Annotated in this window: 22 protein-coding genes and 1 pseudogene; 12 read left to right on the top strand and 11 right to left on the bottom strand. The window is 58.4% G+C overall.

The genetic code is table 11. The features are described from left to right. Positions 1-6 precede the first annotated feature (6 nt). A complete protein-coding gene (locus VI215_11980; protein HEY6193031.1) occupies positions 7-525 on the bottom strand; it encodes an HAD hydrolase family protein in 519 nt (172 codons plus the stop codon). Next, positions 515-1,336: a 3-deoxy-8-phosphooctulonate synthase gene (kdsA, locus tag VI215_11975; GenBank protein HEY6193030.1), complete on the bottom strand. Its 822-nt coding sequence runs from the start codon at positions 1,334-1,336 to the stop codon at positions 515-517. Before kdsA ends, VI215_11980 begins: the two co-directional genes overlap by 11 nt. A 105-nt stretch (positions 1,337-1,441) precedes the next feature. On the opposite strand from kdsA, the gene ispE reads away from it, so the two are divergent. From ispE to VI215_11940, 7 genes are all read left to right on the top strand, one after another. Next, complete coding sequence (gene ispE / locus VI215_11970) at positions 1,442-2,329, top strand: 4-(cytidine 5'-diphospho)-2-C-methyl-D-erythritol kinase (GenBank protein HEY6193029.1); 888 nt, start codon at positions 1,442-1,444, stop codon at positions 2,327-2,329. 8 nt (positions 2,330-2,337) lie between these two features. Beyond that, a complete protein-coding gene (locus VI215_11965; GenBank protein HEY6193028.1) occupies positions 2,338-4,404 on the top strand; it encodes a TonB-dependent receptor in 2,067 nt (688 codons plus the stop codon). 153 nt (positions 4,405-4,557) lie between these two features. Next, positions 4,558-5,076, top strand: a complete 519-nt coding sequence (locus VI215_11960; protein ID HEY6193027.1) for an RDD family protein — start codon at positions 4,558-4,560, stop codon at positions 5,074-5,076. Positions 5,077-5,139: 63 nt separating this feature from the next. Continuing rightward, positions 5,140-5,793, top strand: coding sequence for a DUF5752 family protein (locus VI215_11955; GenBank protein HEY6193026.1), 654 nt, complete (start codon positions 5,140-5,142; stop codon positions 5,791-5,793). Then, positions 5,780-7,000 carry a glycosyltransferase gene (locus VI215_11950; GenBank protein ID HEY6193025.1) on the top strand — a complete coding sequence of 407 codons (1,221 nt, stop codon included), beginning with the start codon at positions 5,780-5,782 and terminating at the stop codon, positions 6,998-7,000. Before VI215_11955 ends, VI215_11950 begins: the two co-directional genes overlap by 14 nt. 60 nt (positions 7,001-7,060) lie before the next feature. Beyond that, the gene (locus VI215_11945; protein ID HEY6193024.1) at positions 7,061-9,268 is read left to right on the top strand and encodes a bifunctional alpha,alpha-trehalose-phosphate synthase (UDP-forming)/trehalose-phosphatase; all 2,208 of its coding nucleotides are present in this window, start codon (positions 7,061-7,063) and stop codon (positions 9,266-9,268) included. 12 nt (positions 9,269-9,280) lie between these two features. After that, positions 9,281-9,826, top strand: coding sequence for a YSC84-related protein (locus VI215_11940; protein HEY6193023.1), 546 nt, complete (start codon positions 9,281-9,283; stop codon positions 9,824-9,826). A gap of 85 nt (positions 9,827-9,911) precedes the next feature. Here VI215_11940 and VI215_11935 read toward each other — a convergent pair. Further along, positions 9,912-10,016 (bottom strand): annotated as a pseudogene (locus tag VI215_11935) (NAD(P)/FAD-dependent oxidoreductase). 409 nt (positions 10,017-10,425) lie between these two features. On the opposite strand from VI215_11935, the gene VI215_11930 reads away from it, so the two are divergent. Continuing rightward, positions 10,426-10,980, top strand: coding sequence for a lipid-binding SYLF domain-containing protein (locus VI215_11930; protein ID HEY6193022.1), 555 nt, complete (start codon positions 10,426-10,428; stop codon positions 10,978-10,980). A gap of 129 nt (positions 10,981-11,109) precedes the next feature. Here the strand turns inward: VI215_11930 and sulP are convergent, their stop codons facing one another. Both sulP and VI215_11920 read right to left on the bottom strand, forming a co-directional pair. Continuing rightward, positions 11,110-12,816: a sulfate permease gene (gene sulP / locus VI215_11925; GenBank protein HEY6193021.1), complete on the bottom strand. Its 1,707-nt coding sequence runs from the start codon at positions 12,814-12,816 to the stop codon at positions 11,110-11,112. Between the two features lie 242 nt (positions 12,817-13,058). Then, positions 13,059-14,222 (bottom strand): NAD(P)/FAD-dependent oxidoreductase, encoded by a 1,164-nt coding sequence (locus VI215_11920; protein HEY6193020.1) that lies wholly within the window; start codon positions 14,220-14,222, stop codon positions 13,059-13,061. A gap of 86 nt (positions 14,223-14,308) precedes the next feature. Here VI215_11920 and VI215_11915 point away from each other — a divergent pair, with 86 nt between their 5' ends. The 3 genes from VI215_11915 to VI215_11905 are packed head-to-tail and all read left to right on the top strand — an operon-like array spanning position 14,309 to position 16,619. Then, on the top strand, positions 14,309-15,292 hold the full coding sequence (locus VI215_11915) for an ATP-dependent helicase (GenBank protein HEY6193019.1): 984 nt from the start codon (positions 14,309-14,311) through the stop codon (positions 15,290-15,292). Between the two features lie 7 nt (positions 15,293-15,299). Beyond that, complete coding sequence (locus tag VI215_11910) at positions 15,300-16,316, top strand: ATP-dependent helicase (GenBank protein HEY6193018.1); 1,017 nt, start codon at positions 15,300-15,302, stop codon at positions 16,314-16,316. A 33-nt stretch (positions 16,317-16,349) separates the two neighbouring features. Beyond that, entirely contained in the window at positions 16,350-16,619 is a 270-nt protein-coding gene (locus tag VI215_11905; protein HEY6193017.1) for a zinc ribbon domain-containing protein, read from the top strand. A gap of 65 nt (positions 16,620-16,684) precedes the next feature. Here VI215_11905 and VI215_11900 read toward each other — a convergent pair whose 3' ends face one another. Genes VI215_11900 through rho form a run of 5 tightly spaced genes read right to left on the bottom strand, consistent with a single transcriptional unit; the run spans position 16,685 to position 21,768 of the window. Further along, entirely contained in the window at positions 16,685-17,569 is an 885-nt protein-coding gene (locus tag VI215_11900; GenBank protein ID HEY6193016.1) for a CDP-alcohol phosphatidyltransferase family protein, read from the bottom strand. A gap of 5 nt (positions 17,570-17,574) precedes the next feature. Further along, positions 17,575-18,444 (bottom strand): CDP-alcohol phosphatidyltransferase family protein, encoded by an 870-nt coding sequence (locus tag VI215_11895; protein ID HEY6193015.1) that lies wholly within the window; start codon positions 18,442-18,444, stop codon positions 17,575-17,577. A gap of 17 nt (positions 18,445-18,461) precedes the next feature. Next, positions 18,462-19,721, bottom strand: coding sequence for a PP2C family protein-serine/threonine phosphatase (locus VI215_11890; protein HEY6193014.1), 1,260 nt, complete (start codon positions 19,719-19,721; stop codon positions 18,462-18,464). A 41-nt stretch (positions 19,722-19,762) separates the two neighbouring features. Next, a complete protein-coding gene (locus tag VI215_11885) occupies positions 19,763-20,662 on the bottom strand; it encodes a Fe-S cluster assembly protein HesB (GenBank protein HEY6193013.1) in 900 nt (299 codons plus the stop codon). After that, entirely contained in the window at positions 20,659-21,768 is a 1,110-nt protein-coding gene (gene rho, locus VI215_11880) for a transcription termination factor Rho (GenBank protein HEY6193012.1), read from the bottom strand. The genes VI215_11885 and rho overlap by 4 nt, the downstream gene beginning before the upstream one ends. A gap of 55 nt (positions 21,769-21,823) precedes the next feature. On the opposite strand from rho, the gene VI215_11875 reads away from it, so the two are divergent. Next, entirely contained in the window at positions 21,824-22,294 is a 471-nt protein-coding gene (locus VI215_11875; GenBank protein ID HEY6193011.1) for a DoxX family membrane protein, read from the top strand. Between the two features lie 19 nt (positions 22,295-22,313). On the opposite strand, the gene VI215_11870 is transcribed toward VI215_11875, so the two are convergent. Continuing rightward, positions 22,314-22,721, bottom strand: a complete 408-nt coding sequence (locus VI215_11870) for a hypothetical protein (protein ID HEY6193010.1) — start codon at positions 22,719-22,721, stop codon at positions 22,314-22,316. Between the last annotated feature and the right edge of the window lie 51 nt (positions 22,722-22,772).

The raw sequence follows: 22,772 nt of genomic DNA, 5'->3' as shown, positions 1-22,772 counted from the left end.
TCAGGCCTAAATCAACTTTTTCGCCCGCAGGATCATATCCACCACTTCCCGAACGGCTCCGCGCCCTCCTCCCGACTTCGCAACATAGTCGACAAGGCTCCGGATCTCCGGCATCGCATCGGCAGGCGCCGCGCTTAGTCCGGCCGCCTCCAGGGCGGGACGGTCCAGTTCATCGTCCCCGATATAACAGAGTTCCTCGTTCCTGAGACCGTATCTCTTGAGGAGCCGGCGGATGACGGCCATCTTTTCACTCACCCCCTGGTGGATTTCCAGCACCCCCAGTTCGCGCGCCCTCTTCGCCGTGGCCTTCGAAGATCTCGCCGAAACGACGGCGAATTTCAGCCCCTTCCCCGCCCCCCTGTCGATCCCGTAGCCGTCGTGCGCATCGAATAATTTGTATTCGATCCCGTCCGCGGAGTAGATGATGCGCCCGTCGGTGAGGACTCCATCGACATCCATGGCAACCATCCTGATCCCCCTGCACTTCTTCAGTATGTCGGCCGCCGGCCCGTTTTTAGACCGCAAACTTCTCCTTGACTATCCGGTCGAGAGCCACCACCTGCCGGAGCAGGTCTTCGAGGCGGTCCAATTTCAACTGGCTGGCCGCGTCGGAAAGCGCGCGCGCAGGGTTTGGGTGGGTTTCGACGAAAAGTCCGTCGATCCCCACAGCCGCTCCAGCCCGGGCGAGCGGGAAGATGAATTGGGGCTGGCCGCCCGTGATCGTGCCGTTCGCGGGCAGCTGGACCGAATGCGTCGCGTCCAGGATCACGGGGTATCCGGACTCCCGCATGATGCTCAGCGAGCGCATATCGACAACCAGATTGTGATAACCGAACGTGACACCCCTCTCGGTCAGAAGTATGCGTTTGTTTCCGGTTGAAGCGACTTTGCGCGCCTGGTGACGCATATCTTCCGGCGCCATGAACTGCCCCTTTTTGATGTTCACGGTTTTCCCCGTACGCCCCGCCGCGCGGAGAATCTCCGTCTGGCGGCAGAGAAATGCGGGGATCTGGATCACGTCCGCCACCTCTCCGGCGGCGGATGCTTCGGCGGCAGAGTGAATGTCGGTGAGGACCGGCACTCCAAACTCTCTCTTTACTTCCGCGAGAATCGAAAGCGCCTTTTCCATTTCCAGGCCGGTGAAGGAGGTCCCGCTCGTGCGGTTCGCTTTCTTGTAGGAAGCCTTGAAGATAAAAGGAGTGCGTAGTTTGCGGGCTATTTGCTGGATGCGTGCGGCAATTCTCAAGGTCATCTCGCGCCCCTCGATGATGCACGGCCCGGCGATAAGGACAACCGGGTTCCCTCCGCCGATTTTGATCTTATCGATTCGTACCATTCACGGTTTTTCGGGTTGCCGTAGCGTCCATGTGTGCTCAAAGTACAAAAAAATGGAGGAATTTCAAAGATTGCTTCTCTCTCCGCTTCGGCGTATTTTGGAGCCATGCTGAAACTCAGGGCCTATGCGAAGATCAACCTTGGCCTTCGCATCCTCGGTGAGAGGGATGACGGATACCACGATCTCGAAACCGTGTTCCACCGGATCGACCTGTTCGACGAACTGGAGCTCGAGCCCTCGGACGGGATCTCGATGCAATGCGTGCCGGAGGGATTACCCACCGATGAGAGGAACCTGTGCGTTCGGGCGGCCCTCCTTCTTCGGGAATGCCTCCGGGGGGAAGATGGAGTGAAGATACTCCTGCGTAAGAATATTCCCGCCGGTGCAGGACTGGGAGGAGGAAGCTCCGACGCGGCGGCGACGCTCCTCGGTCTGGTCCGTCTCTGGCGCGCAGACATTCCGTTCCGGCAAATCCTCGGTCTCGCGCTGAAGCTTGGTTCGGATGTTCCCTACTTCTTGAGGGAGGGGTCCGCCTGCGCGACGGGACGCGGAGAGATCCTGGAGTATATTCACCTTGAAGTACCCTACTGGATCGTCGTCGTCTACCCGGGCATTCCGGTCTCGACAGCCTGGGCATACAAGCATCTCAAGTCCGCCTCCGTGCCCGCTGCGCCGGCGGGAGTGGTTCCTCGCGCCTCTCTCGGTGATGCGGTGCGGCGCGATATGCATGAGTTGCGAAATTTGAACGGTCATTTGAAGAACGATTTTGAACCCCTTGTGTTCGGAGCTCATGAACGTGTCGAACGGGCCAGGCGTGCGCTCCATGAGGCCGGTGCGGGTGCCGTACACTTGTCCGGGAGCGGCTCCGCGCTCTACGGACTTTTCACAGGTGAAGAAGAGGCGCGGGCCGCCGCCGCCATACTGGAACGCGATTCCTTCGTTTCGGTTACCCCGGCGCACTTCGAGCCCAGCTTTCAGCCGGTCGAGCTGTGAGAGTGCACATGAATCTCCGCCCCGGCGCGGCGTTACCGCTTCTCATACTCCTCCCTTGCATCTTCTGTACGCCCCCGGCAGCCTCGCAATCAGTCCGTTCCGACACGACCCGGGCCGATACGGTCAGGACCGATACCTCCGCCGCTGAGAGAGGCAGAGCGGAGCGGGCAACCGCGCTCCGGCCCGACTCCCTCGTAAAGCCGCTGATTTCAATTCCCTACCTGGGGTCCGTCGACCGGTCGATCGAGCCGGCTCAGGTGATCGATGATTCAGAGCGCAACTTCATGGAGTATGAACATCTGGCCGATCTTCTTTCGATGACACCGGGTGTCTTCACGTTCGGGCTCGGAACCCCGGGAGAGTATCAGGGTCTCACCATGCAGGGAGTCGGGGCCCGCGGGATCGCGATCCTTTCGGATGGAATCCTGCTCAACGAACCTTATTCCGGCACTCATGACCTGAACCTCTACCCGCTCGAAGATGCCGACCGGGTGGAGATCATCCCCGATACCCGGTCTTTTCTCTATGGATTCAATGCAGCCGGGGGCGCGATCAACATCGTAAACAGGAGCCGGCGGGCCGTTCATCCGTTCTCCCATATCCGGTACAGCGATGACGGATACGGTTACAGCCTCCTCGACGGAATGATCAGCGAGGACATCATACGCGGGCTCAACACGACCGCGGGAGTGAACCACACGACGACCGGGGGAAGATTTCCGAACAGCGACTATGACGCATGGAGCGGGCGGCTGAGGCTCCGGTACGACCTGACCAGCGGTCTAAACTTCTTCGGCTCCGGGATGTACGACCAATCGCGCCTCGATCTGAACGGAGGACTCGACGCCTCGACGCTCAACGAAATTCCGGCCGAGGGCTTTCAGGCGAGCGTGCGTAACACCGACTCCTACGAGAAGCGGACACGGAGCGAGCTCCGGCTCGGGTTCGCGCTCAATCCTCCCTCTGATTCCAATGCGATTCATACGCTGACCCTCTACTATTCGAACAACCTCCGGGAATTCCGCGACGAGGAGAACCGGCCTGGCGCGAACGGGACCTTTCTCCAGCAGAATCAGGAGTCCCGCTGGTATGGCATGCGGGCGTCCGGGCACCGCATAATCGGGAATTCGATGCTCGACTTCGGGGGGGAAATTCAACACCGCCGGGTCCGCGCGGGACCGCCCGGAGACGGGGGTTCGTTTACGAACGGAGAGGAACTCGCCTCCAGCCGGTATGATTTCTTCGGGAAAGCCGGGTTCCGTTTTCCGGGCGCTGTAACGGCTTCGGCGTACGGCCGGTTCGACCACGCCGATGACCAGGAGCGTTTTGCCGCAGGGGCCGACGGAGCGATCTCGTTCCCAGGCTCGATCGAACTCTTCGGAGGCGTTTCACGGTCCTTTCGTTTCCCGACCATCCAGGAGATCGAGGGGACACCTCCCGTTCTGGCGGCGCTCCCCGGGAATGACGCGGAAGAGCACCGGCTCGTCGAGGCGGGTATCCGTTTGAATCCCTCGGGCGGCTCCAAACTCGAACTGAAGGCGTTCCATCGAACAATTGAAGATGTGGTCACCATCGTCCCGCAACTCCTGCCCCTTCCGGCAACCCCGTATGCCTTCAGCCGCTCCGGCACGTTGGTTCTGAGGGGGGTCGACGGCTCCGGCGCGCTCCGTCTCGGGAGTTTTTTTGTGGAGGGAGTCGTTCAGTACCTCAACACACCGGGGACTGAAAATGGCACCGCAGGGTTTCCGCTTTGGACAGGATCGGGCGGGATCTATTTTTGGGATACGCTCTTCGGCGGCCATCTGAATCTGAAGGTCGGGGTGCGCGGCAGTTTCTTCAGCGCCTACGAAGGGAGAGGCTTCGACGATCTGGCGATGACGGACGTCCCCACCGGCGCGCCGTTTCCCATCGATCCATCCGGCAAGGGCGACTTCTTCCTCATCGCACACCTCGGCAACGCGTACGTTCATTTTGTCTGGGAAAACCTGACCAACCGGCAGTATATCATGCGGGTCTTTTACCCGATGCCCGATCGAAGCATCAGGTTCGGCGTGAGCTGGGATTTCATGAACTAGGCCTTCAACGAGATCCGGATCCCCAACTTGACATGCCCTCTAATTTTTCGTACAATCTTTGAGAGAACGCAGCGCCGGTCGCCGCGAGTTTCCCGGCCGCTGAAGCCGTGAGAGAATCTCGCAGCCGAACACACCACTTCAGAGAAGGATGCCATGGAACAGATGATCGTCCAACCGCCGCCCCTCCACCCGGAGATTGCGGAGTACGCCGGGTTCTGGAAACGGTTTGTGGCGTACCTGATCGACAAGTTTATCTTCTCGGTTCTGAGCCTGATCCTGGTCCTCCCGTTCGTCTTCATTATCGGCGTTGGGGCATTCACCGCGGGGGAACATTCCTACGAGGATAATGGCTCCGAGTCCTTCGCGCCGCTCATGATGGCATTTATCGGCGCATGGTTCATGCTGATCCTCCTCCTCGTCGTTTCGGAATGGCTCTATTTCTCCCTGATGGAATCAAAAAAGGGCGCCACACTGGGGAAGATGGCGATGAACATCCGGGTGACCGATTTGCAGGGAAATCCCATTTCATTCGGGCGGGCGACAGGGAGGTATTTCGGTAAAATACTCTCAGGTTTGATTCTCTGCGTCGGGTATCTGATGGCCGGTTGGACCCAGCAAAAGCAGGCTCTTCACGACATTCTTGCCGGGAGCCTGGTTGTCGTCAAGCGTTGAACGCCGCCCCGAGCGGGGCACGAAGTAACGTCACGGAGCCGATCACAATGTCTTGAACGAACTATGTCCGCCGATATTTCGCCCTTCGTCTTCAGCACGAAATTCGACCAGACCATTCTTCTCGGCAGGAAAGCCGCGAGCGCGGAAGAGCTACTGGAGGGGATCCGCGAAGTGCCCGGCTCCTCCATCTATTTCCACACCCACAAATTCCTTCAGCAACACCACTACCTCTCGCCCGAACCCCCCAACGATTTCGCGTATTGGATCTCGAATGTGCTGAACGAGCAGGCTCTCGGGGAAATACTCTCGAGCGTCGATATCGTTCAGTTCAAACAGATATCAGACCTCCGGGCGGCATTCATCCGGATCCTGGAGGATCGGATGAAGCAACCGGGCCGCACCGCCGAGGCGCCGCCCGGCGAGGAATTCTATTTCATGGGTTCGAGGACGTTTGTGGTCGCCACCCCCCACCGCGCGGCGTCGCTCAGGGAATTCGTGGAGGGCCTTAAAGCCGTGAGCATCCATTCCCTTTACTACCATGTCTTCGACGCGCGCCTGAGGCTCGAGAGGGAGGAAAACGACTTTTCCCTCTGGTTCAGAAAGCTCGGCAAGGAAACGCTTGCCGATGAAATGCTGAGGCTCGACCCCTATACGCACACGTTGGAGGGATTGCGGAACCGAATCATCATACTGGTCAAGCGCCATGATAAAGATTGAAGACTACGCCCCCATCGTCGGAGCGGGCGATCTGGAGGAACTTCGCCTGCTCGCCCAAAAAATGGATGGGAGATCAATCCAGACCATCAACTCGACGGCTGTCGGCGGGGGCGTCGCCGAAATCCTCACGCGGATGGTCCCGCTTCTCAACCAGCTGGGCGTGAAGACCCGATGGGACGTGATCAAGGGGGACGAGAGGTTCTTCGCGATTACGAAAGGGATCCATAACGCTCTTCACGGAGCCCCGATCGACCTCTCGGCCGACGATATGAGCTACTTTCAGGAAATCAACGACAACAACGCCAAGCAGATGGACCTGTCGGGAGACTTCGTGTTCGTGCACGACCCCCAGCCGATCGGCCTCATCAAGCATCGCAAAAACCACCTCGACCACTGGGTCTGGAGGGGCCATGTCGATTTCTCGAAGCCGCATCCCTCCGTGTGGAACTTCCTCGCGGAGTACGTCAATCTCTATGAGACGGCGGTATTCTCGGCTCCCTCGTTTGCCAGGGAACTCGCGATCCGCCAGGTGTTGATCGCCCCCTCCATCGATCCGCTGGCAGACAAGAACAAGGAACTTCCGGAGGAAACCGTCGACGAGGTGTTCCGGAGATTCAAGATCGACCGTTCCAGGCCGATCGTCACGCAGATCTCGAGGTTCGACTATCTGAAAGATCCCGTCGGGGTTATCAAGGCGTACAAGAAAGTGAAGAAGTATGCCAATCTGCAACTCGTCCTCGCCGGGGGCGGCGCGACCGACGATCCGGAGGGGCCGAGGATCATGGAGGAGGTGCAAAACGAAGCGGCATCCGACAAGGACATCTTCATTCTCTTCCTCCCTCCGGCGAGCGATATCGAGATCAACGCGCTTCAGCGCGGCTCGACCGTCGTCTTGCAAAAGTCGCTGAAGGAAGGGTTCGGCCTGACGGTTTCTGAAGCCCTCTGGAAGTCAAAACCCGTGATCGCATCCTCCGTGGGGGGAATTCCACTTCAGATCGCGCACAAGTATTCCGGGATCCTGACCCACAGCATCGACGGGACCGCGTATTGGATTAAGCAGCTCCTCAACGAGCCGCACTACGCCAAATCGCTCGGGAAAAACGGCCGCGAGCATATCAAGAACAATTTTCTGATCACCCGGCACATCAAGGATTATCTGCTCGTCTTTCTCTCCCTCCTCCACGAAGGCGACCTTGTCTATCTCTGAGATCATCACCCGGGAGGGGGTGGACTCGCCGTGAGCCCGCAGGAGCCCTCCGCCCGGAGGATGATCATTGTTTCGAACAGGCTTCCCTTTACGATCACACACGAGCGGGGCGAGCTGAAATTCAGCGAAAGCGTGGGAGGCCTCGCCACGGGACTCCGGACGTTTCTTTCCTCGCTTCAGAATTCCCAGACCGGGATCGAAGAGTATGTCTGGGTCGGATGGCCGGGAAGCACGATCGAAGAGGAGCTCAGGGAGGGGGTCCGGTCGAAAGCGCTTGCGGAACACCGCTGTCTGCCGGTCTTCTTCTCCGAACAGGATTTCGAGAACTTTTACCAGGGTTTCTGCAACAAGACAATCTGGCCTCTCTTCCATTACTTCCCGGGAATCGTTCAGTATGTCCCGGAATACTGGGAACAATACCGGAAGGTGAACGAGGCGTTTTGCGCAGCACTCACCGGACTAATCCAACCCGGCGATATCGTCTGGATCCACGATTACCACCTTCTGCTCCTCCCCGGGCTGCTGCGGGCCCACTTCCCCGACGTCCCGATCGGATTCTTTCTCCATATCCCCTTTCCGACCTTTGAACTCTTCCGGCTGCTGCCCGGTGCCTGGCGCCGGGAGCTCCTCGAAGGAATGCTCGGGGCAAACCAGATCGGTTTTCACACCTACGACTACATGCAGGACTTTCTCCGGTGCACGCTCCGGATCCTCGGGACCGAAAACAACATGGGGGAGATCGTCCTGAGCGACCGTCTGGTCAGGGTCGGGTCGTATCCCATGGGAATCGATTATCAGCGGTTTGAGAGCGCCGCGTCAAGCCCCGAGGTCGCGCACGAGCGGGAAGAACTGCTCAAGTCGCTCGGCGGATCGCGGATCATCCTCTCGGTGGACCGCCTCGATTATTCCAAGGGGATCCTGAACCGCCTTCAGGGATTCGAGACCCTTCTGGAACAGCACGAGGAATGGAGAGGGAATGTGACGCTCCTCGTGATCGTGGTCCCCTCCCGGATCGGAGTCGGAGACTACGAACTGATGAAGAAGCAGATCGAGGAAGTCGTCGGAAGAATCAACGGCAGGTTCGGCGGGGTGTCGTGGACACCGATCATCTATCAATTCAGGTCGCTGCCGTTCACTTCGCTTGTCTCGATTTACACCGTGAGCCATATTGCGCTCGTGACCCCCCTGCGCGACGGCATGAACCTCATCGCGAAGGAATACATCGCAAGCCGGCCCGATAAAACCGGAGTCCTGATCCTGAGTGAAATGGCCGGAGCGGCAAAGGAGCTGGGCGAAGCCGTCCTCGTCAATCCGAATATCCGGGAGGAAATCGTGCAGGCACTGAAGGAGGCGCTGGAGATGCCTCTGGATGAGCAGGTCCGGAGAAACCAGATCATGCAAAGCCGGCTCCAGCGGTATACGGTGGGGCGATGGGCGAAGGACATCATCCAGGAGCTGACGGGTATCCGAAGGCGCGAAGAGACGCTCTTTTCCAACCAGATCACCGCGCCCGGGCGGGCGGAGATCGTCCGGAAGTACGGACGGGCTTCCCGGCGTCTGCTCTTCCTTGACTATGACGGGACGCTGGTCGGCTTTACCAGGCGCCCGGTACTCGCGCGCCCCGGCGACGAAGTCCTTGCGATCCTGAGAAAGCTCGGCGAAGATCCCCGAAACGAAGTGGTCATCGTCAGCGGGCGTAGAAAATCCGACCTCCAGGATTTTCTCGGCTCACTGCCCGTCGGTCTGGTCGCCGAACATGGCGCGTGGATGAGGGAACTGGGGGGCGAATGGACCATGCTGAAAACTCTCACCAGCGACTGGAAACCAAAGATCATACCGATCCTCGAGGCCTACTCGGACAGGTTTCCGGGATCGACCGTGGAGGAGAAGGATTATTCGCTCGTCTGGCACTACCGGGGTACCGACCCCGAGCAGGGGAAGCTCACGGCGATGGAACTGATGGACGATCTGCACAGGTTCACGGCGAACATCGACCTCCAGGTCCTTCAGGGAAAGAAGATTATCGAGGTCCGGAACAGCGGGATCAACAAAGGGCTGGCGGCACTCCACTGGTTCTCGAAAGGGTCGTTTGAATTCATCATGGCGATCGGAGACGACTCCACGGACGAGGACCTCTTCGCCGCGATGCCCCCTGACGCCGTATCGATCCGCGTGGGAATCGGCCGCACACAGGCCCGCTCGAGCCTCCGCACCCCGAAGGACGTTGTCAATCTGCTTGGGCAGTTAGCCAAAGAACAAATAACATAAAGGAGATCACCTATGAAGAGCTCATCAGGTTTCCTCGCCGTGCTTGCCATCTGCCTGTCGGCATTGACGGGCTGCGCGACCGCACCCACATCATCAGAGGGAAGGTCAGAGATCCAGAATGAATCCGCCTCGGTCCTTGCGAAGGCTCAATCCAATGACCAGACCCTCACCAGGGTCTTGAACGATGCTCGTGGGTATGCGGTGTTCCCCTCGATCGGCAAGGGCGCCATAGGGATCGGCGGGGCGTATGGAAGAGGGGTTCTCTATGAAAACGGCACTGCCATAGGATACTGCGATATGAAACAGGCTTCGATCGGGTTGCAGCTCGGCGGGCAGAAGTATGCGGAGATTATTGCGTTCACGACAAAGGAAGCGATCGACAACTTCAAGACCGGTAATTTTGCCTTCGACGCTCAAGCAACGGCTGTGGCGCTCAAATCGGGCGCCGGCGCCAACGCTAAGTATTCGAGCGGCGTGGCCGTCTTCACCATGGACGAAGCCGGCCTGATGTACGAGGCCTCAGTCGGCGGGCAGAAGTTCAGCTACCAGGCCAAGTGACATGCAAATGGCAGAGCCCGCATGACGGTGAATTGCTGGTCGTGCGGGCTTTCTTCATTCTCACGGAGTTCGTCGAATCCTGAAATCACACATATTGTCCTGTGACAAACCCTAATGACCATGCCCATTGGAAATTGTAGCCAGCCAAATGCCCGGTGACATTCACAACCTCCCCGATTACATATAACCCGGAGACATTTGGAGTATCGCCGGCCCGCAAAGGCCGCGACGCCCCCTGACGCCTTATCGATCCGGGTGGGAATCGGCCGCACACAGGCCCGATCAAGCCTCCGCACCCCGAAGGACGTTGTCAATCTGCTTGGGCAGCTGGCCCGGGAACAAGGAACCTAGTAACCGCGGCAATCTTCTTCTCAAGCGGTTTTACAACTCGTCTGTAATAAGGCCCCCCTCTCGCTTCAACCCCCTTTTCTCCTGCGATTCATACTAATTCTTCGAATAGAAGAAGTATGGGCGAAAAATCTGGCCGCCGGTATTAACCCATCTTTCGTTCCTAAGGGCTATGTCCTCCTGAAAGAATCATCACTATATTTACCCAATTCATTTGCTCAACCACACTTACCACAAAAGGTAGAGTCCCCATGAAAAGATCAATTTGTTTCCTCGCGGTGTCGATCATATGCTTCCTGGCGCTCAACGGCTGCTCGACTGCCCCCACGTCCGCTGAAGGAAGGTCCGCCATTCAGGATGAATCCGCCGCGGTTCTGGCCACGGCCCAAACTAATGACCCGACTTTTACCAAGGTCTTAAACGACGCCTATGGATATGCTGTGTTCCCATCGATCGGCAAGGGCGCCATCGGAGTCGGCGGGGCATATGGGAAGGGCGTTCTCTATGGGAAGGGCACAGCCAGAGGATATTGCGCGATGACGCAGGCTTCGATCGGCTTGTCGCTCGGCGGCCAGAAATATGCGGAGATTATCGCCTTCACAACCAAGGAAGCCTTCGACAACTTCAAGACCGGTAATTTTGCCTTTGACGCCCAGGTCACGGTTGTGGCGCTCAAATCGGGTGCCAGCGCCAACGCCAAATATACCAACGGCGTAGCCGTGTTCACTCTCGACGAAGCCGGCCTGATGTACGAAGCCTCGGTCGGCGGGCAGAAGTTCAGCTACCAGGCCATGTCGCCCCGGTGATCGGACTGGTTGTCAGTTCAAGCTCGGCCGGTAAGTTCGAATAAGAGAATTACTTCAAACTACAAAGCCCACATGCCCGGGAAGTTCCCGGAAATGTGGGCTTTCCATTATCAAACCCGGTCACGCCTTCTACTTCATCTCTCTTTTAACCGTCGGCGTGGCAGAGGAAGGTCTTTCAACCCTGGCGACGCCGAGCATTTCCCGCGCGCGATTGAGGGCGTCGTCGATATTGCCGAATATATTATCCTCTCCGATTTTATCAAACAATTTCGATTGTTCCAGAGCGTAGAGCGGCTGGGTATGGATATCGGATATCAGAAACGCGATGTGGCGCTTTTCACAATTCTGATGCACTCTGCTCAGAGTATTCATGCCGGTTGAATCGATCGATGGGACGTTTCGCATGCGGATGATCCGGACTTTGGGGGCTTTTTCAATGAGGTTCATCGCTTCCTCAAATTTATACGCTGCGCCGAAAAAGAACGGACCGTTGATTTCGTAGACCTCGACGCCGTCGGGAATGATCCTCTTGTCAATGGCATTTGGATCATCACTCTCGTCTTCATCCTGTAACTCGCGCGTCACAACTCCCACGTTTGTCACCAGCGCCATCCTCCTCATAAACAGGAAGACCGAAAGCACTACGCCGATTTCGATTGCAACAGTCAGATCGAAGATCACCGTGAGGCCGAACGTCGTGAGAAGGACAACAACATCGCTGCGCGGGCTGTTGAGGAGGGCTTTGAATGAGCGCCATTCACTCATGTTATACGAGACCACAACGAGAATCGCGGCCAGGCACGAAAGCGGAATGAGAGTCGCCCACCGGCCGAAAAACACCATGATAACAAGGAGAACGACCGCATGAGTCATTCCGGCGACCGGAGTACGCCCGCCATTTTTGATATTCGTTGCCGTGCGCGCGATTGCGCCGGTAGCCGGGATACCTCCGAACAACGGCGCGACAACATTCGCCACGCCCTGCGCGACTAGCTCCATATTTGACCGATGTTTGCTTCCGATCATCCCGTCGGCGACAACGGCGGAGAGGAGCGACTCGATCGCCGCAAGGAGCGCTATGGTCGTCGCGGGCGCGATGAGATGCTTCATAGTGGCGAAATCCACGGATGGGATCGAAGGTGCCGGCAACATCGAGTGAATTTCGCCAAACCGGGTACCGATTGTCTCTACGGGAAGATGGAACAATTGCACGACAAGCGTGGAAAGAACGAGCGCGACGAGAGGTCCGGGGATTTTGTGTGAAACATGTGGCCAGAGCATGATGATCAAAAGGGAGCCGATTGCGATCGCGATAGAAAACGGATTTACCAGATCAAGATGCCGGCCAAAGGAGGCCCACTTCTCGATAAAATCCGCCGGAACCGCGCCCATCTGCAATCCGAGAAAGTCCTTGACCTGCGACGAGAAAATGATGAGCGCTATACCGCTTGTGAACCCGACGATGACGGGATATGGAATGAATTTGATTGCGGAGCCAAATCGGGCGAAACCCATAATCATGAGGATGATGCCGGCCATGATTGTGGCGATGATCAATCCGTTCATCCCATAGGATTGAATAACGCCATAGACAATGACAACGAAGGCGCCGGTTGGGCCGCCAATCTGGACTTTGCTCCCTCCCAGTGCGGACACAATGAAGCCGGCGACAATGGCAGTGAAGAGCCCTTTCTCCGGCGAAACACCGGAAGCGATTGCGAACGCTATCGCAAGCGGCAAGGCGACGATGCCGACGATCAGCCCTGCCGTGAGATCAGCGACAAATTGTTCCCGGGAGTAGTGCTCGAGTGTTGTAAAGAGTTTAGGTTTCAGCACGAGTATGAATTCAAAGTCTGGAAATATAAGAAAATAGTTTCATAATGTAAGCAGGACCGGGCAATTTGGTAGTGTCGCATTTTCATCTTTTGCCGTCATCCCGACATGTTTCAGGTCGGGATCTTACCAAAAGAGTTGGAAGATGCTGACCTAAAGCATGTCAGCATGACGAGCTGGAGAGTCAGACGGCCAAACTGAGGCACTACTGGTAATTTGAAGCAGGTGCTCTGCAGGTTCAAAGATCAGGCATACTGCCCTGCCACAAACCCCGATGCCCACGCCCACTGGAAATTGTACCCACCCAGGTGCCCGGTAACGTCCACCACCTCCCCGACTACGTACAACCCGGGGACTTCTCTTGCTTCCATGGTCTTGGAGGAGAGCTCGTTCGTGTCGACGCCGCCCCGTGTGACTTCCGCCTTCCCATAGCCTTCGGTGCCATCCGGTTTCAGCTTCCAGTCGTGGAGCCGGGCTGCAATCGACAGGAGTTCCTCGTTTGTGTATCCTTGAACGGGCTTCGACCATCCGTACAGTTCGCACAACTGTTTCGCCAGTCGTCTCGGGAGTATTTCTGAGAGGGCCGTCGAAAGCTCCCCTCCGGCTTTGCGTTTCCCGGAAAGGAATTCCTGAACTCCGGCATCCGGAGACAGATCGATCGTAATCGCATCCCCTCCCTTCCAGTACGAGGATATTTGAAGTATCGCCGGGCCGCTGAGACCGCGATGCGTAAAGAGGATATTCTCCCGGAACTCCTCCCCGTCGGAGCGGACGACTGCTTCGTGGGAGACGCCGCTGAGCGACTTGAAAAACGGGAGATCTTCCTTGCCGAACGTGATCGGGACGAGCCCCGGGGCCGTTTGCGTAGTCTTCAAACCGAACTGTCGGGCGATCCTGTATCCGAAGTCCGTCGCTCCGAGCTTCGGGATGGACAATCCGCCCGTTGCGATGACCAGCGAACCGGACTCGAACTCCCCTGCGCCCGTCGTGACCACGAACCGGTCCCGCTTGCGCACGTCCGATATCCGGCAATCGGAAACAATGCGAACGCCTGAATCGCCGCATTCTTTTTCGAGCATTTTGATGATTTCGAGCGACGACCCGTCGCAGAAGAGCTGGCCGAGAGTCTTTTCGTGATACGCGATCCGGTGTTTGTTGACGAGGGAGATGAAATCATCGGGGGTGAACCGGGCAAGGGCCGACTTGCAGAAATGGGGGTTTTCCGAAATATAATGCTCGTGTTCGGTCACCCTGTTGGTAAAATTGCACCTCCCGCCCCCCGAGATCCGTATCTTCTCACCGATCCTCTTATTCCGCTCGAGCACGAGGACCGATCTTCCCCTCTTGCCCGCCTCGATCGCGCACATGAGGCCCGCCGCCCCTGCGCCGAGTATGATCACGTCAGTCATTGGTGTATAGAAATATCGATTCGGGCCATCAATTGCAAATCAAGAGTTCTCGCATTCCCATTTCCTTTTTCATATATTTATTCTGAATGAAACGATACGAACTGAAGAAGCGCCCGGATGAGCTTCACCTCGTTCACCCGCAGCGTTTTCTGATCGATTACAAGAATCAGCTGAATTCCGCCCAGCACGACGCCGTCACCTCGATCGACGGGCCCCATCTGATCATCGCCGGAGCGGGGACCGGGAAGACGCGGACGATCGTCTACCGGGTCGCCTACCTCGTCGAGCTCGGAGCCAGGCCCGAACACATTCTCCTCCTGACCTTTACCCGGAGAGCCGCCCAGGAGATGCTCCGGCGGGCATCCATCCTCCTCGACCACCGGTGTGAAAAGGTCTCCGGAGGAACGTTCCATTCGTTCGCAAATTACGTCCTGCGCAGGCACGCATCCCTTCTCGGCTACGACCGGGCCTTTACGATACTCGACCAGCGCGACGCGGAGGATGTCGTCAGCCTGATCCGGACGCGCCTCAAACTCGACACCAAGGAGCGAAGGTTTCCCCGGAAAGAGACGTTGTACGATCTCTACAGCCGGTCGATCAATACCATCACCCCCGTCGAGAACATCCTCGCGGCGGATTATCCGCATTACCTCGAGCAGCTCGACGACATCTGCTCGGTCTTTCACTCCTACGCCGATTACAAGTCGGCCCACAACCTGATGGATTACGACGATCTCCTTTTGAACCTCGTGCGGCTTTTGAAGGAACATGAGCCGGTCAGAGCCGAGATCTCCGGAAAGTACCGGTATATCATGGTGGACGAGTATCAGGATACGAACAAATTGCAGTCGGAGATCGTGAAACTGCTCGCCTACCGCCACCAGAACCTGATGGTCGTGGGGGACGACTCACAGTCGATCTATTCCTTCAGGGGCGCCACGATCCGCAACATCCTGGAGTTTCCGGAAGACTTCCCGGAGTGCAAGGTCATTACGCTGGAGGAGAATTACCGGAGCACGCAGGCGATCCTCGATGTTGCGAACGAGATCTTAAGGCGGGCGCTCGACTAGGATGCCCGTGCGCCACAAGTACACCAAGAAACTCTTCACGAACAAATCCGGCGGCTCGCTTCCGCAGCTGGTGGTGGCGGAAGACGAAAACAACCAGTCGAAATTCGTCGTCCAAAAGATCCTGGACCTGCGCGAGGAGGGCGTCCCGCTGGAGGAGATCGCGGTGCTCTTCCGCTCCTCCTTCCATTCCTTCGATCTCGAGATCGAGCTCACGAAGGCGAATATCCCGTTCGTGAAGTTCGGGGGGTACAAGTTCATCGAAACCGCCCACGTGAAGGATATGATCGCGTATCTTCGCGTCATCGAGAACCCGAGGGACGTCGTCGCGTGGAACCGGATCCTGCTCCTGATCGACGGGATCGGTCCGAGGAGCGCGGAGAAGATCATCGACGATATCCTCGAGCGGCGCTCCGGACAGTCGTCGGCCTTCTGGGCCGAATACACCTCGTATCCGGCGAGCGTGAAAGAACTCTTTGAGCTCTTGCGCTCGATGAGCGCGGACCGGTCCTCGCCCGCCGACAAGGTCTCGCGCCTCATCACCTACTATCATCCGATGTTCAGGAAGCAGTACGACGATCACACGAAACGAAAAAAGGACCTCGAAGCGTTTGAGAACATCGCCGCCCGCTACGACGATATCGGCTCGCTTCTGACCGACCTCGCCCTCGAGCCGCCGACCGAGAGCATCGCCGACGTGACTTCTCCGGGGAAAGAGCAGGAATACCTGGTCCTCTCGACGATCCACAGCGCGAAAGGGCTTGAATGGAACAGCGTCTTTCTCATCTACGCGCTCGACGGCCGGTTCCCCACCTCGCGGGCCGTGGACGACATCGAACAGATGGAGGAGGAACGCCGGCTCATGTACGTGGCCTGCACGCGGGCGCAGGAACACCTGTTTATCACCTACCCGATCAATATCTACGACAGGGAGACCGGCATGATCCTGACAAAACCGTCGAGATTTCTCGAAGGATTGGATGAAAAGCTGATCGAACCGTGGGTTGTCGGCGGGTTACCGGCCTGAGGATTCCTTTACACTCATAGAGAGGAGAACGAAATGTCGGAACGGTACAAGAATTGTCAAAGTTGCGGAATGCCGCTCTCCAGGGACGAACAGGGGGGCGGAACGGAAGCGAATGGGGCAAAGAGTTCGACCTATTGCAGCCATTGTTATCAGGGGGGCAAGTTCACCATGCCGGAAATGACCCTCGGGCAAATGCAGGACCGGGTGAGGGGCAAGATGAAGGAAATGCGGATTCCCGGTTTCCTCGGCTACTTCTTCGTGAAGAAGATTCCCACGCTCAAACGGTGGGAGACGAACGCATAGTCATCCTGAGGGAGCGTAGCGACCGAAGGATCTCGTCCAGTGTGGGACGGGATCCTTCGCTTCGCTCAGGATGACAATTCCTGCGCCAGGTTCTTCGCAAGGACAATCCTCCGGTAGAGGACGCTCGAAAGCCAGACTCCGTTCAGGATGAACACGTTGAACAGGAGGTACGCGTCGAGCATGTTCCACCACGAAAACGCCGCGAGCAGGATATACTCGGTGCCGAATCCCATCAGCCCTGAGAGACGGAGCCCGAACCGGTCGGAGTACCAGAGGTCCGTGTGCGTCTCGTCGAACCGCTCCCCCATGCTCCACCGGTCAATCCCCGCCATCAGCCGGTCCTGCCAGCCGTAGATCAGGACGAAAGCCCGTTGCAACCGGAGGGCGACGGGGTCGCCTGTGCGGTCCTCGTCCGTTATTTCCTCGCTGATCCGGTTCAGCTTGTACCGGTTCTCCCGGTGCAGGAATGAAACCTGGTAGAACACATGGTAGGAAACCCGGAGCGTGATCCCGAGGAGCGAAAGCGCTCCGAGGAGGAGCGTCAAACCGTTCGGATGGACCCTGTGGACCGCAGAAGTAATCCCGGCAAACAGGGCCAGGTTTACCGCAAAGTCGCCCACCGAATCGAGGAATCTCCCCCGACGGGAATAAAGCTCTTTCGCCCGCGCGAGCTGTCCGTCCGCGTCGTCCAGGATGTCCTTCAGGACGATAAGTACTCCGGCGAGGGCAATCGCGCCCGAAGTGCCGAGCCAATAGTCATACGCCGAAGCGAACCCAACCGCGATCGCTGCGATCGTCACATCGTTCGGTGTCACCCGCAGCGGATAGACGAGCCAGACGACCAGTGCGGCGAGGGGCCGGAGGAGAAAAATATTGATCAGCTCGTCGGCGTAGAACTCATCCGATTTGAGCGTCCGGCGGTAGAGCGTGAACGCACCTGGGCGGGCCATGGCGGCTACGGGGTTCCCCGTGCGGATGCTGGCGGGTTGGCGGACGCTCCAAGTGCCTGCAGCGCGGAGATCGCGAGCAGCCATGCATTCCCGCCGACGGCGATCGACCAGAGATAGATGTCGATTCGTCCCGCCAGAGCGCAAACGATGAGTAACGTACGGTTGGTCGTCGGACCGAGAACGCTCCAGAGGCGGATCATAAGCGTCCGGTTAAGGCCCTCCCCGCCGGAGGATCGTCTCTGCACCCCTTCTTTCCCGCGAAAACGCTGTTGCACCGCCAGATATCTGATGTAGAGCTGCAATAACACGGGCCTGAAGAACTCTTTCCCATCGAGCCGGATGCGTCGAAGCTCCGTTTGAAACCGGGTGATCTCCCGGGCGGCAAAATCCGGCTCCCCGGCTGCAAAGGAAATAAACTCGCTCTGGTGGCGGTCGAAGAACATTGCCTGGAGAGCGCTGCTCACCCCCGCAATGGCGATCAACCACCAGGCCGCTGCACCCGACGATGCGAGCCCGATGCCCAGGCCGAGGAAGATGGCGACACCTGAAAGATAATCGGCCGCCCCGTCCACAACCCTTCCGAGGAGCGTGCCGCTTTTCTGGAGTCTGGCAAGCTGCCCGTCGGCACAATCAAGCACGTTGGCTAAAGCGTAGAGGAGGGCGCCCTCGATGAGGCCGGAGCGGGATCCCGAAGCAAATTCGGCTGCGGCCGCCAGCCCGGCCGCAAGCGAAGCGAGCGTAACCTGGTTGGGCGTGACCGGTAATCGCGCCACCGCCTTGACCACCACAAAGGCGACAGGCCTGTAGAAGAGAAGATCGAGAATCTCCTCCGAGGGGGGAAATTTTAAAGACCGTTTGTATTCGCTCTCGCTCATCGCCATCGGCAGACACTCTACGCGCCAGACATCCCGGCAGACAGCCCGATGCAAACCAGAGTGACATCGTCGCGAAACTCTTCATCGCCTGAGAACGAGCGGAGTTCCGAAACAATCCCCGCGCAGATCTTCTCCGGCCCTCCGTCCTGCGCCCTGAAGGTTTCCGCCAGCCGGTCGCTTCCGAACTGCTCTCCCTTGCGGTTGGTAAGTTCGAGCGCCCCGTCGGTGTAGAGCAGCAGGCGGTCACCCGGCGCGCAGGGGAGCTCGAGGTTGCTGAAACGGGCGTCGTCCCGCATGCCGAGCCCGAGCGCCGCCGTGCGGAGCTGCGTGATCGTCCCGGTCCGTCCATCCCGGTGGAATATGGGGGGATGTCCGGCTGTCGATAAGAGACCTCTCCCGTTTTTCCTCTCCAACCGGAGGTACGCGAATGTCACGAAGGTCTTCTCATCCGACAACGTGCGCACGGTCCGGTTCACGTTCCGCAGGACCAGATCGGGAGATGTGTCGTGCTCGAGCTCCGAATGGAATGCGCTCTTGGTCATCGCGGAGAGAATCCCCGCACCGACCCCATGACCCGTCACATCCGCGATCGCGATTGCGATCATCTCCCCCGGCAGCTCCACGCAGTCGAAGTAGTCTCCTCCCACCTCGGTCATCGGGACGGTAAGACCGGCGATCTCGCACCATGCAGTCTTCAGCGGCGCCTGGGGCAAGAGCGACTGCTGAATATCGCGGGCGATGGTGACTTCGGTCTCGAGCCGGGCGCGCTCCCTGACCTCCAGGCGGACAACCCGGATAAACGTCACATATCCGAGGACAAGGAGGAAGATCGCCGCGGTTCCGATGATGGCTCGCTGCGTGTAGATCGCGCTGAGTTCCTCGGGGGTCAACACGAGAGGTTCCCCGGGTTGTTTGACCGCCGCCTTGATGTCGGAGCTTCCGATTGCACTCCCGAGATGGACCCGGAAGCCCTGTTCGTTGAACACGAACGAGATCCCGCCGGAATTCAAGACAAGGACCGCGGACCAGAGAGCGAGGAGAAACACGGTGATCCACCAGCGCCTGATGGGAGAGAGGACGAGACTTGCAGCGAGACCGCCGTACGCCGCGCACTGGACCACTACGAAGACCCACCGGTGGGGCCGCAGCTCCGACTCCATCAGAATGGAGAGCAATCCCAGCACGCTAAAGAGGAGAAACGCAGCGAGACCGAATCTGCGCAGCGAGGCGGGCTTCATTTCCCTCCAAATGTTGATGGGTCCCTTCTTATGCGCCATCTGAGGTTCTCATGTTGTTCGGGAGGACTGACACTTGCCGGTCAGAACGGAAATTCTTTCTCGTACCAGTGTTTCGTAAGGTCCATCCAGAAAAAGAGCCCCTTCCATTTCCCGAGCGGTTCGTAGTGCCGTTCGATGACCCTGTCGCTCGTCTTCCGCCCTTTTCGATGAATCTCGAAGAACTTCTTCCTGCACCAGCTGTCGATGCCGAGATGGTCGTAGTGTCCCAGGAGTTTGAGGATATTGCCGGCGGCGTAGGGCCCGACCCCCTTGACCGTTCGGAGCCGGTCGTAGAGCTCGGATGCCGGAAGGCCCGGCGTGCGCCAGGATTCAAGATCGAGTTCCCCCGACGCCGCGCGCCGCGCAGCCTCCAGGAGGTAGGGGGCGCGATACCCCACGCGGATTTGTGATCTCAGGTACTTCTCCGTGCAGCCGGCGAGAGCCTCCGGCCGCGGAAATGTGAACCACCCGTCTCCGTCCGGCGTCCCGAGTTTCCGGCAGAGGTTGCCGACCATGATCTCGGTCAGCGCCCAGCTGCAGTTCGTCGTGCAGATCATCTTGACCAGATCCTCAAAGACAGTCGGGGACCGGAGCAATCGACCGGCGCCGGCCCGGGTGACCCACCGGTATTCCTTGTGATGCGTCGCGATCCTGTAAAAGTCGGCGTAATCCTCATCGATGCGCAAACAGCTTTTGACCTGGGAGAGGAGTTCCCGCGTCGCGCCGGGGGGAAGACTTCGCACCGAGGGAAGATCGAGGGTGAGGCGTCGCGAAGCGTGCCTGATTCTGACGTTGAGCACGCGGCCGCCGGAGAGTTCGAACGGCCGTTCGAGCGCGCGCGCTTCTTTATCGGCGTTGAACGGGGGAAGGGTGCACCAACCGTGGCTGCAGACGGTCGTCCAGAAGTTAAAATCCGGACCGACGTGTATTGAAAGTTTCAAAGGCTCTTTGCAAGGTAGTCGAGCAGTTTTTCATTTGTCGGATACTGCTGGATCGCTTTTTGCAGCGTGAGCATTGCTTCCTTCGGTTTCATCCTGTTCAGGGCCCGCCTGAGCGCATGATGCTTTCCGGTGTCGTTTCCGAAGAGGAGCTCTTCCCTGCGCGTCCCCGATTCCGGTATGTTGATGGCGGGATAGATCCGTTCGTTGGAGAGGTCCCGGTCGAGAACGAGTTCCATGTTGCCGGTCCCCTTGAACTCCTGGAAGATCAACTCATCCATACGCGAGTTGGTCTCGACGAGCGCCGTGGCGACGATCGTCAGCGATCCCGCCCCCTCGAGGGCGCGGGCGGAACCGAATATGCGCTTCGGAATTTCGAGGGCCCGGATGTCGACCCCGCCCGACATCGTCCTTCCGCTGCTCCGCTGAGCGGCGTTGAACGCCCGTCCCATCTTCGTCAGCGAATCGAGCAGCAACACGACATCCTTCCCCGTCTCGACATAGCGCTTCGCGTATTCGAGGACGAGCTGGGCGATGCGGACATGGCTTTCCTTGTCGCTGTCGCTGGAGCTGGCGAACACTTCCCCCTTGATGGTGCGGCTCATATCAGTCACTTCTTCGGGCCGTTCGTCGACGAGCAGCACCATGAGATGGATTTCCGGATGATTCGAGGAAATCGACGCCGCAAATTGCTGCATCAGGACGGTCTTCCCCGACCGGGGCGGCGCCACGATGAGCGCCCGCTGTCCTTTACCGACGGGACAGAGGAGATCGACAACCCGCATGGAGACCCCGGCCGGTGTGGTGGTAAGCCTGATTCGCTCGCTCGGGTCGACCGCAGTGCGCCGGGCAAAATCCTCGACATATTTCCATTCTTCCGGCTCCAAGCCGTTGATCGACTTGATTCCGGCCACGTCCTGTTTCCCCTGGTCGCCGCGCTTGGTCGTACATTCAATGAAACAGGCGCTTCTCAGGACGAATCGACTGATCATGGAGGGGGAGACATAGGGATCGGCGGGAGATCTGTCGAGTTCGATGGAGAGACGGCGGAGGTGGCCGCCCCTGCGGCCGTCCAATTCCAAAAGGCCGCTACACGTACTTTCAATCATGCTTCTTTATACCCCGAAATTTTCATATATTTTACACCCACATCAGGAGCTGCTTGTGAAATTGCACACGATCCAAATTTTCATCCTCCGGCTGGCGATCGGAGGGTTGTTTCTCAACCTCGGCCTCGGGAAAGTCCACGACGGTTGGCTGAACAATCCGGAGCCTTTGACGTCCTCGCTGAATAATTATCACCAGCGCGCCACCGGCCCCCAGTTATATTATCTCGAACATGTCGCGATGCCGTATGAGCGCATCTGGTCGACACTCATGGCCGTCGGGGAAACGGCGGTGGGGGTCTCGCTCATTCTCGGGCTCCTCGCGAGACTTTCCTCACTGATTGCGATCTTCATGGTGCTGAATTTCCACGCTGCCACCGGGAATCTCTTCTCCCTGAATTTCTTCGGTTCTCCGTGGGCGTGTCTGCTCCTCGCCGGCCTGCTGGTTGTCTTCCTGGCGCGCGGCGGCCGCTGGGGAGGCGTCGACGCGATGCTTGCGGCTTCGAACCCGAAAGGCTTGCTCTGGTAACGGAGGTTTGCCGCCGGGCTCAGAATTCGGGCGGGTGATCGATGTCCATTTCCAGCTTTAACGATTCGTTGGAGTAGATGACGGTGCTGCGCGTGGCCGGAATCTGAATCTCCCAATCCCCGAGTTCGTTCTTGATGACCGAGCCCCAGAGCTTCCGGAGTTTCCAGCTCGTGAATTGCTCCCAGAACACCCATCCGAAATAAGCGACGCGGCGGTCGATGAAAAATGCAGGGACGCGTTCGCCCGGCTCCACCTTCACCGCTTCCACCGTTGCCGGCACGTAGCCGTGCCGGACGAGCTCGCTCACAAAAACGGGTGTAAGGTCTTCCCCCTCATAGACGAGTTCGTGCCTTCCGCGCTTGACGCTCCGGCCGTCGATGACCTCGCTCAATGCTTCCCGCAAGCGCTCTTCGAGCGGAAGGCTCATGCGGCAATCAGACGATCACCCGCATGGTTTGACGAGATGCTGCGCTGGGGG

The organism is Bacteroidota bacterium (assembly GCA_036522515.1).
Classification (GTDB): domain Bacteria; phylum Bacteroidota; class Ignavibacteria; order UBA10030; family SZUA-254; genus VBOC01.
Note: the sequence above shows the minus strand (reverse complement) of the source record. Positions and strands in the feature narration are given on the sequence as shown.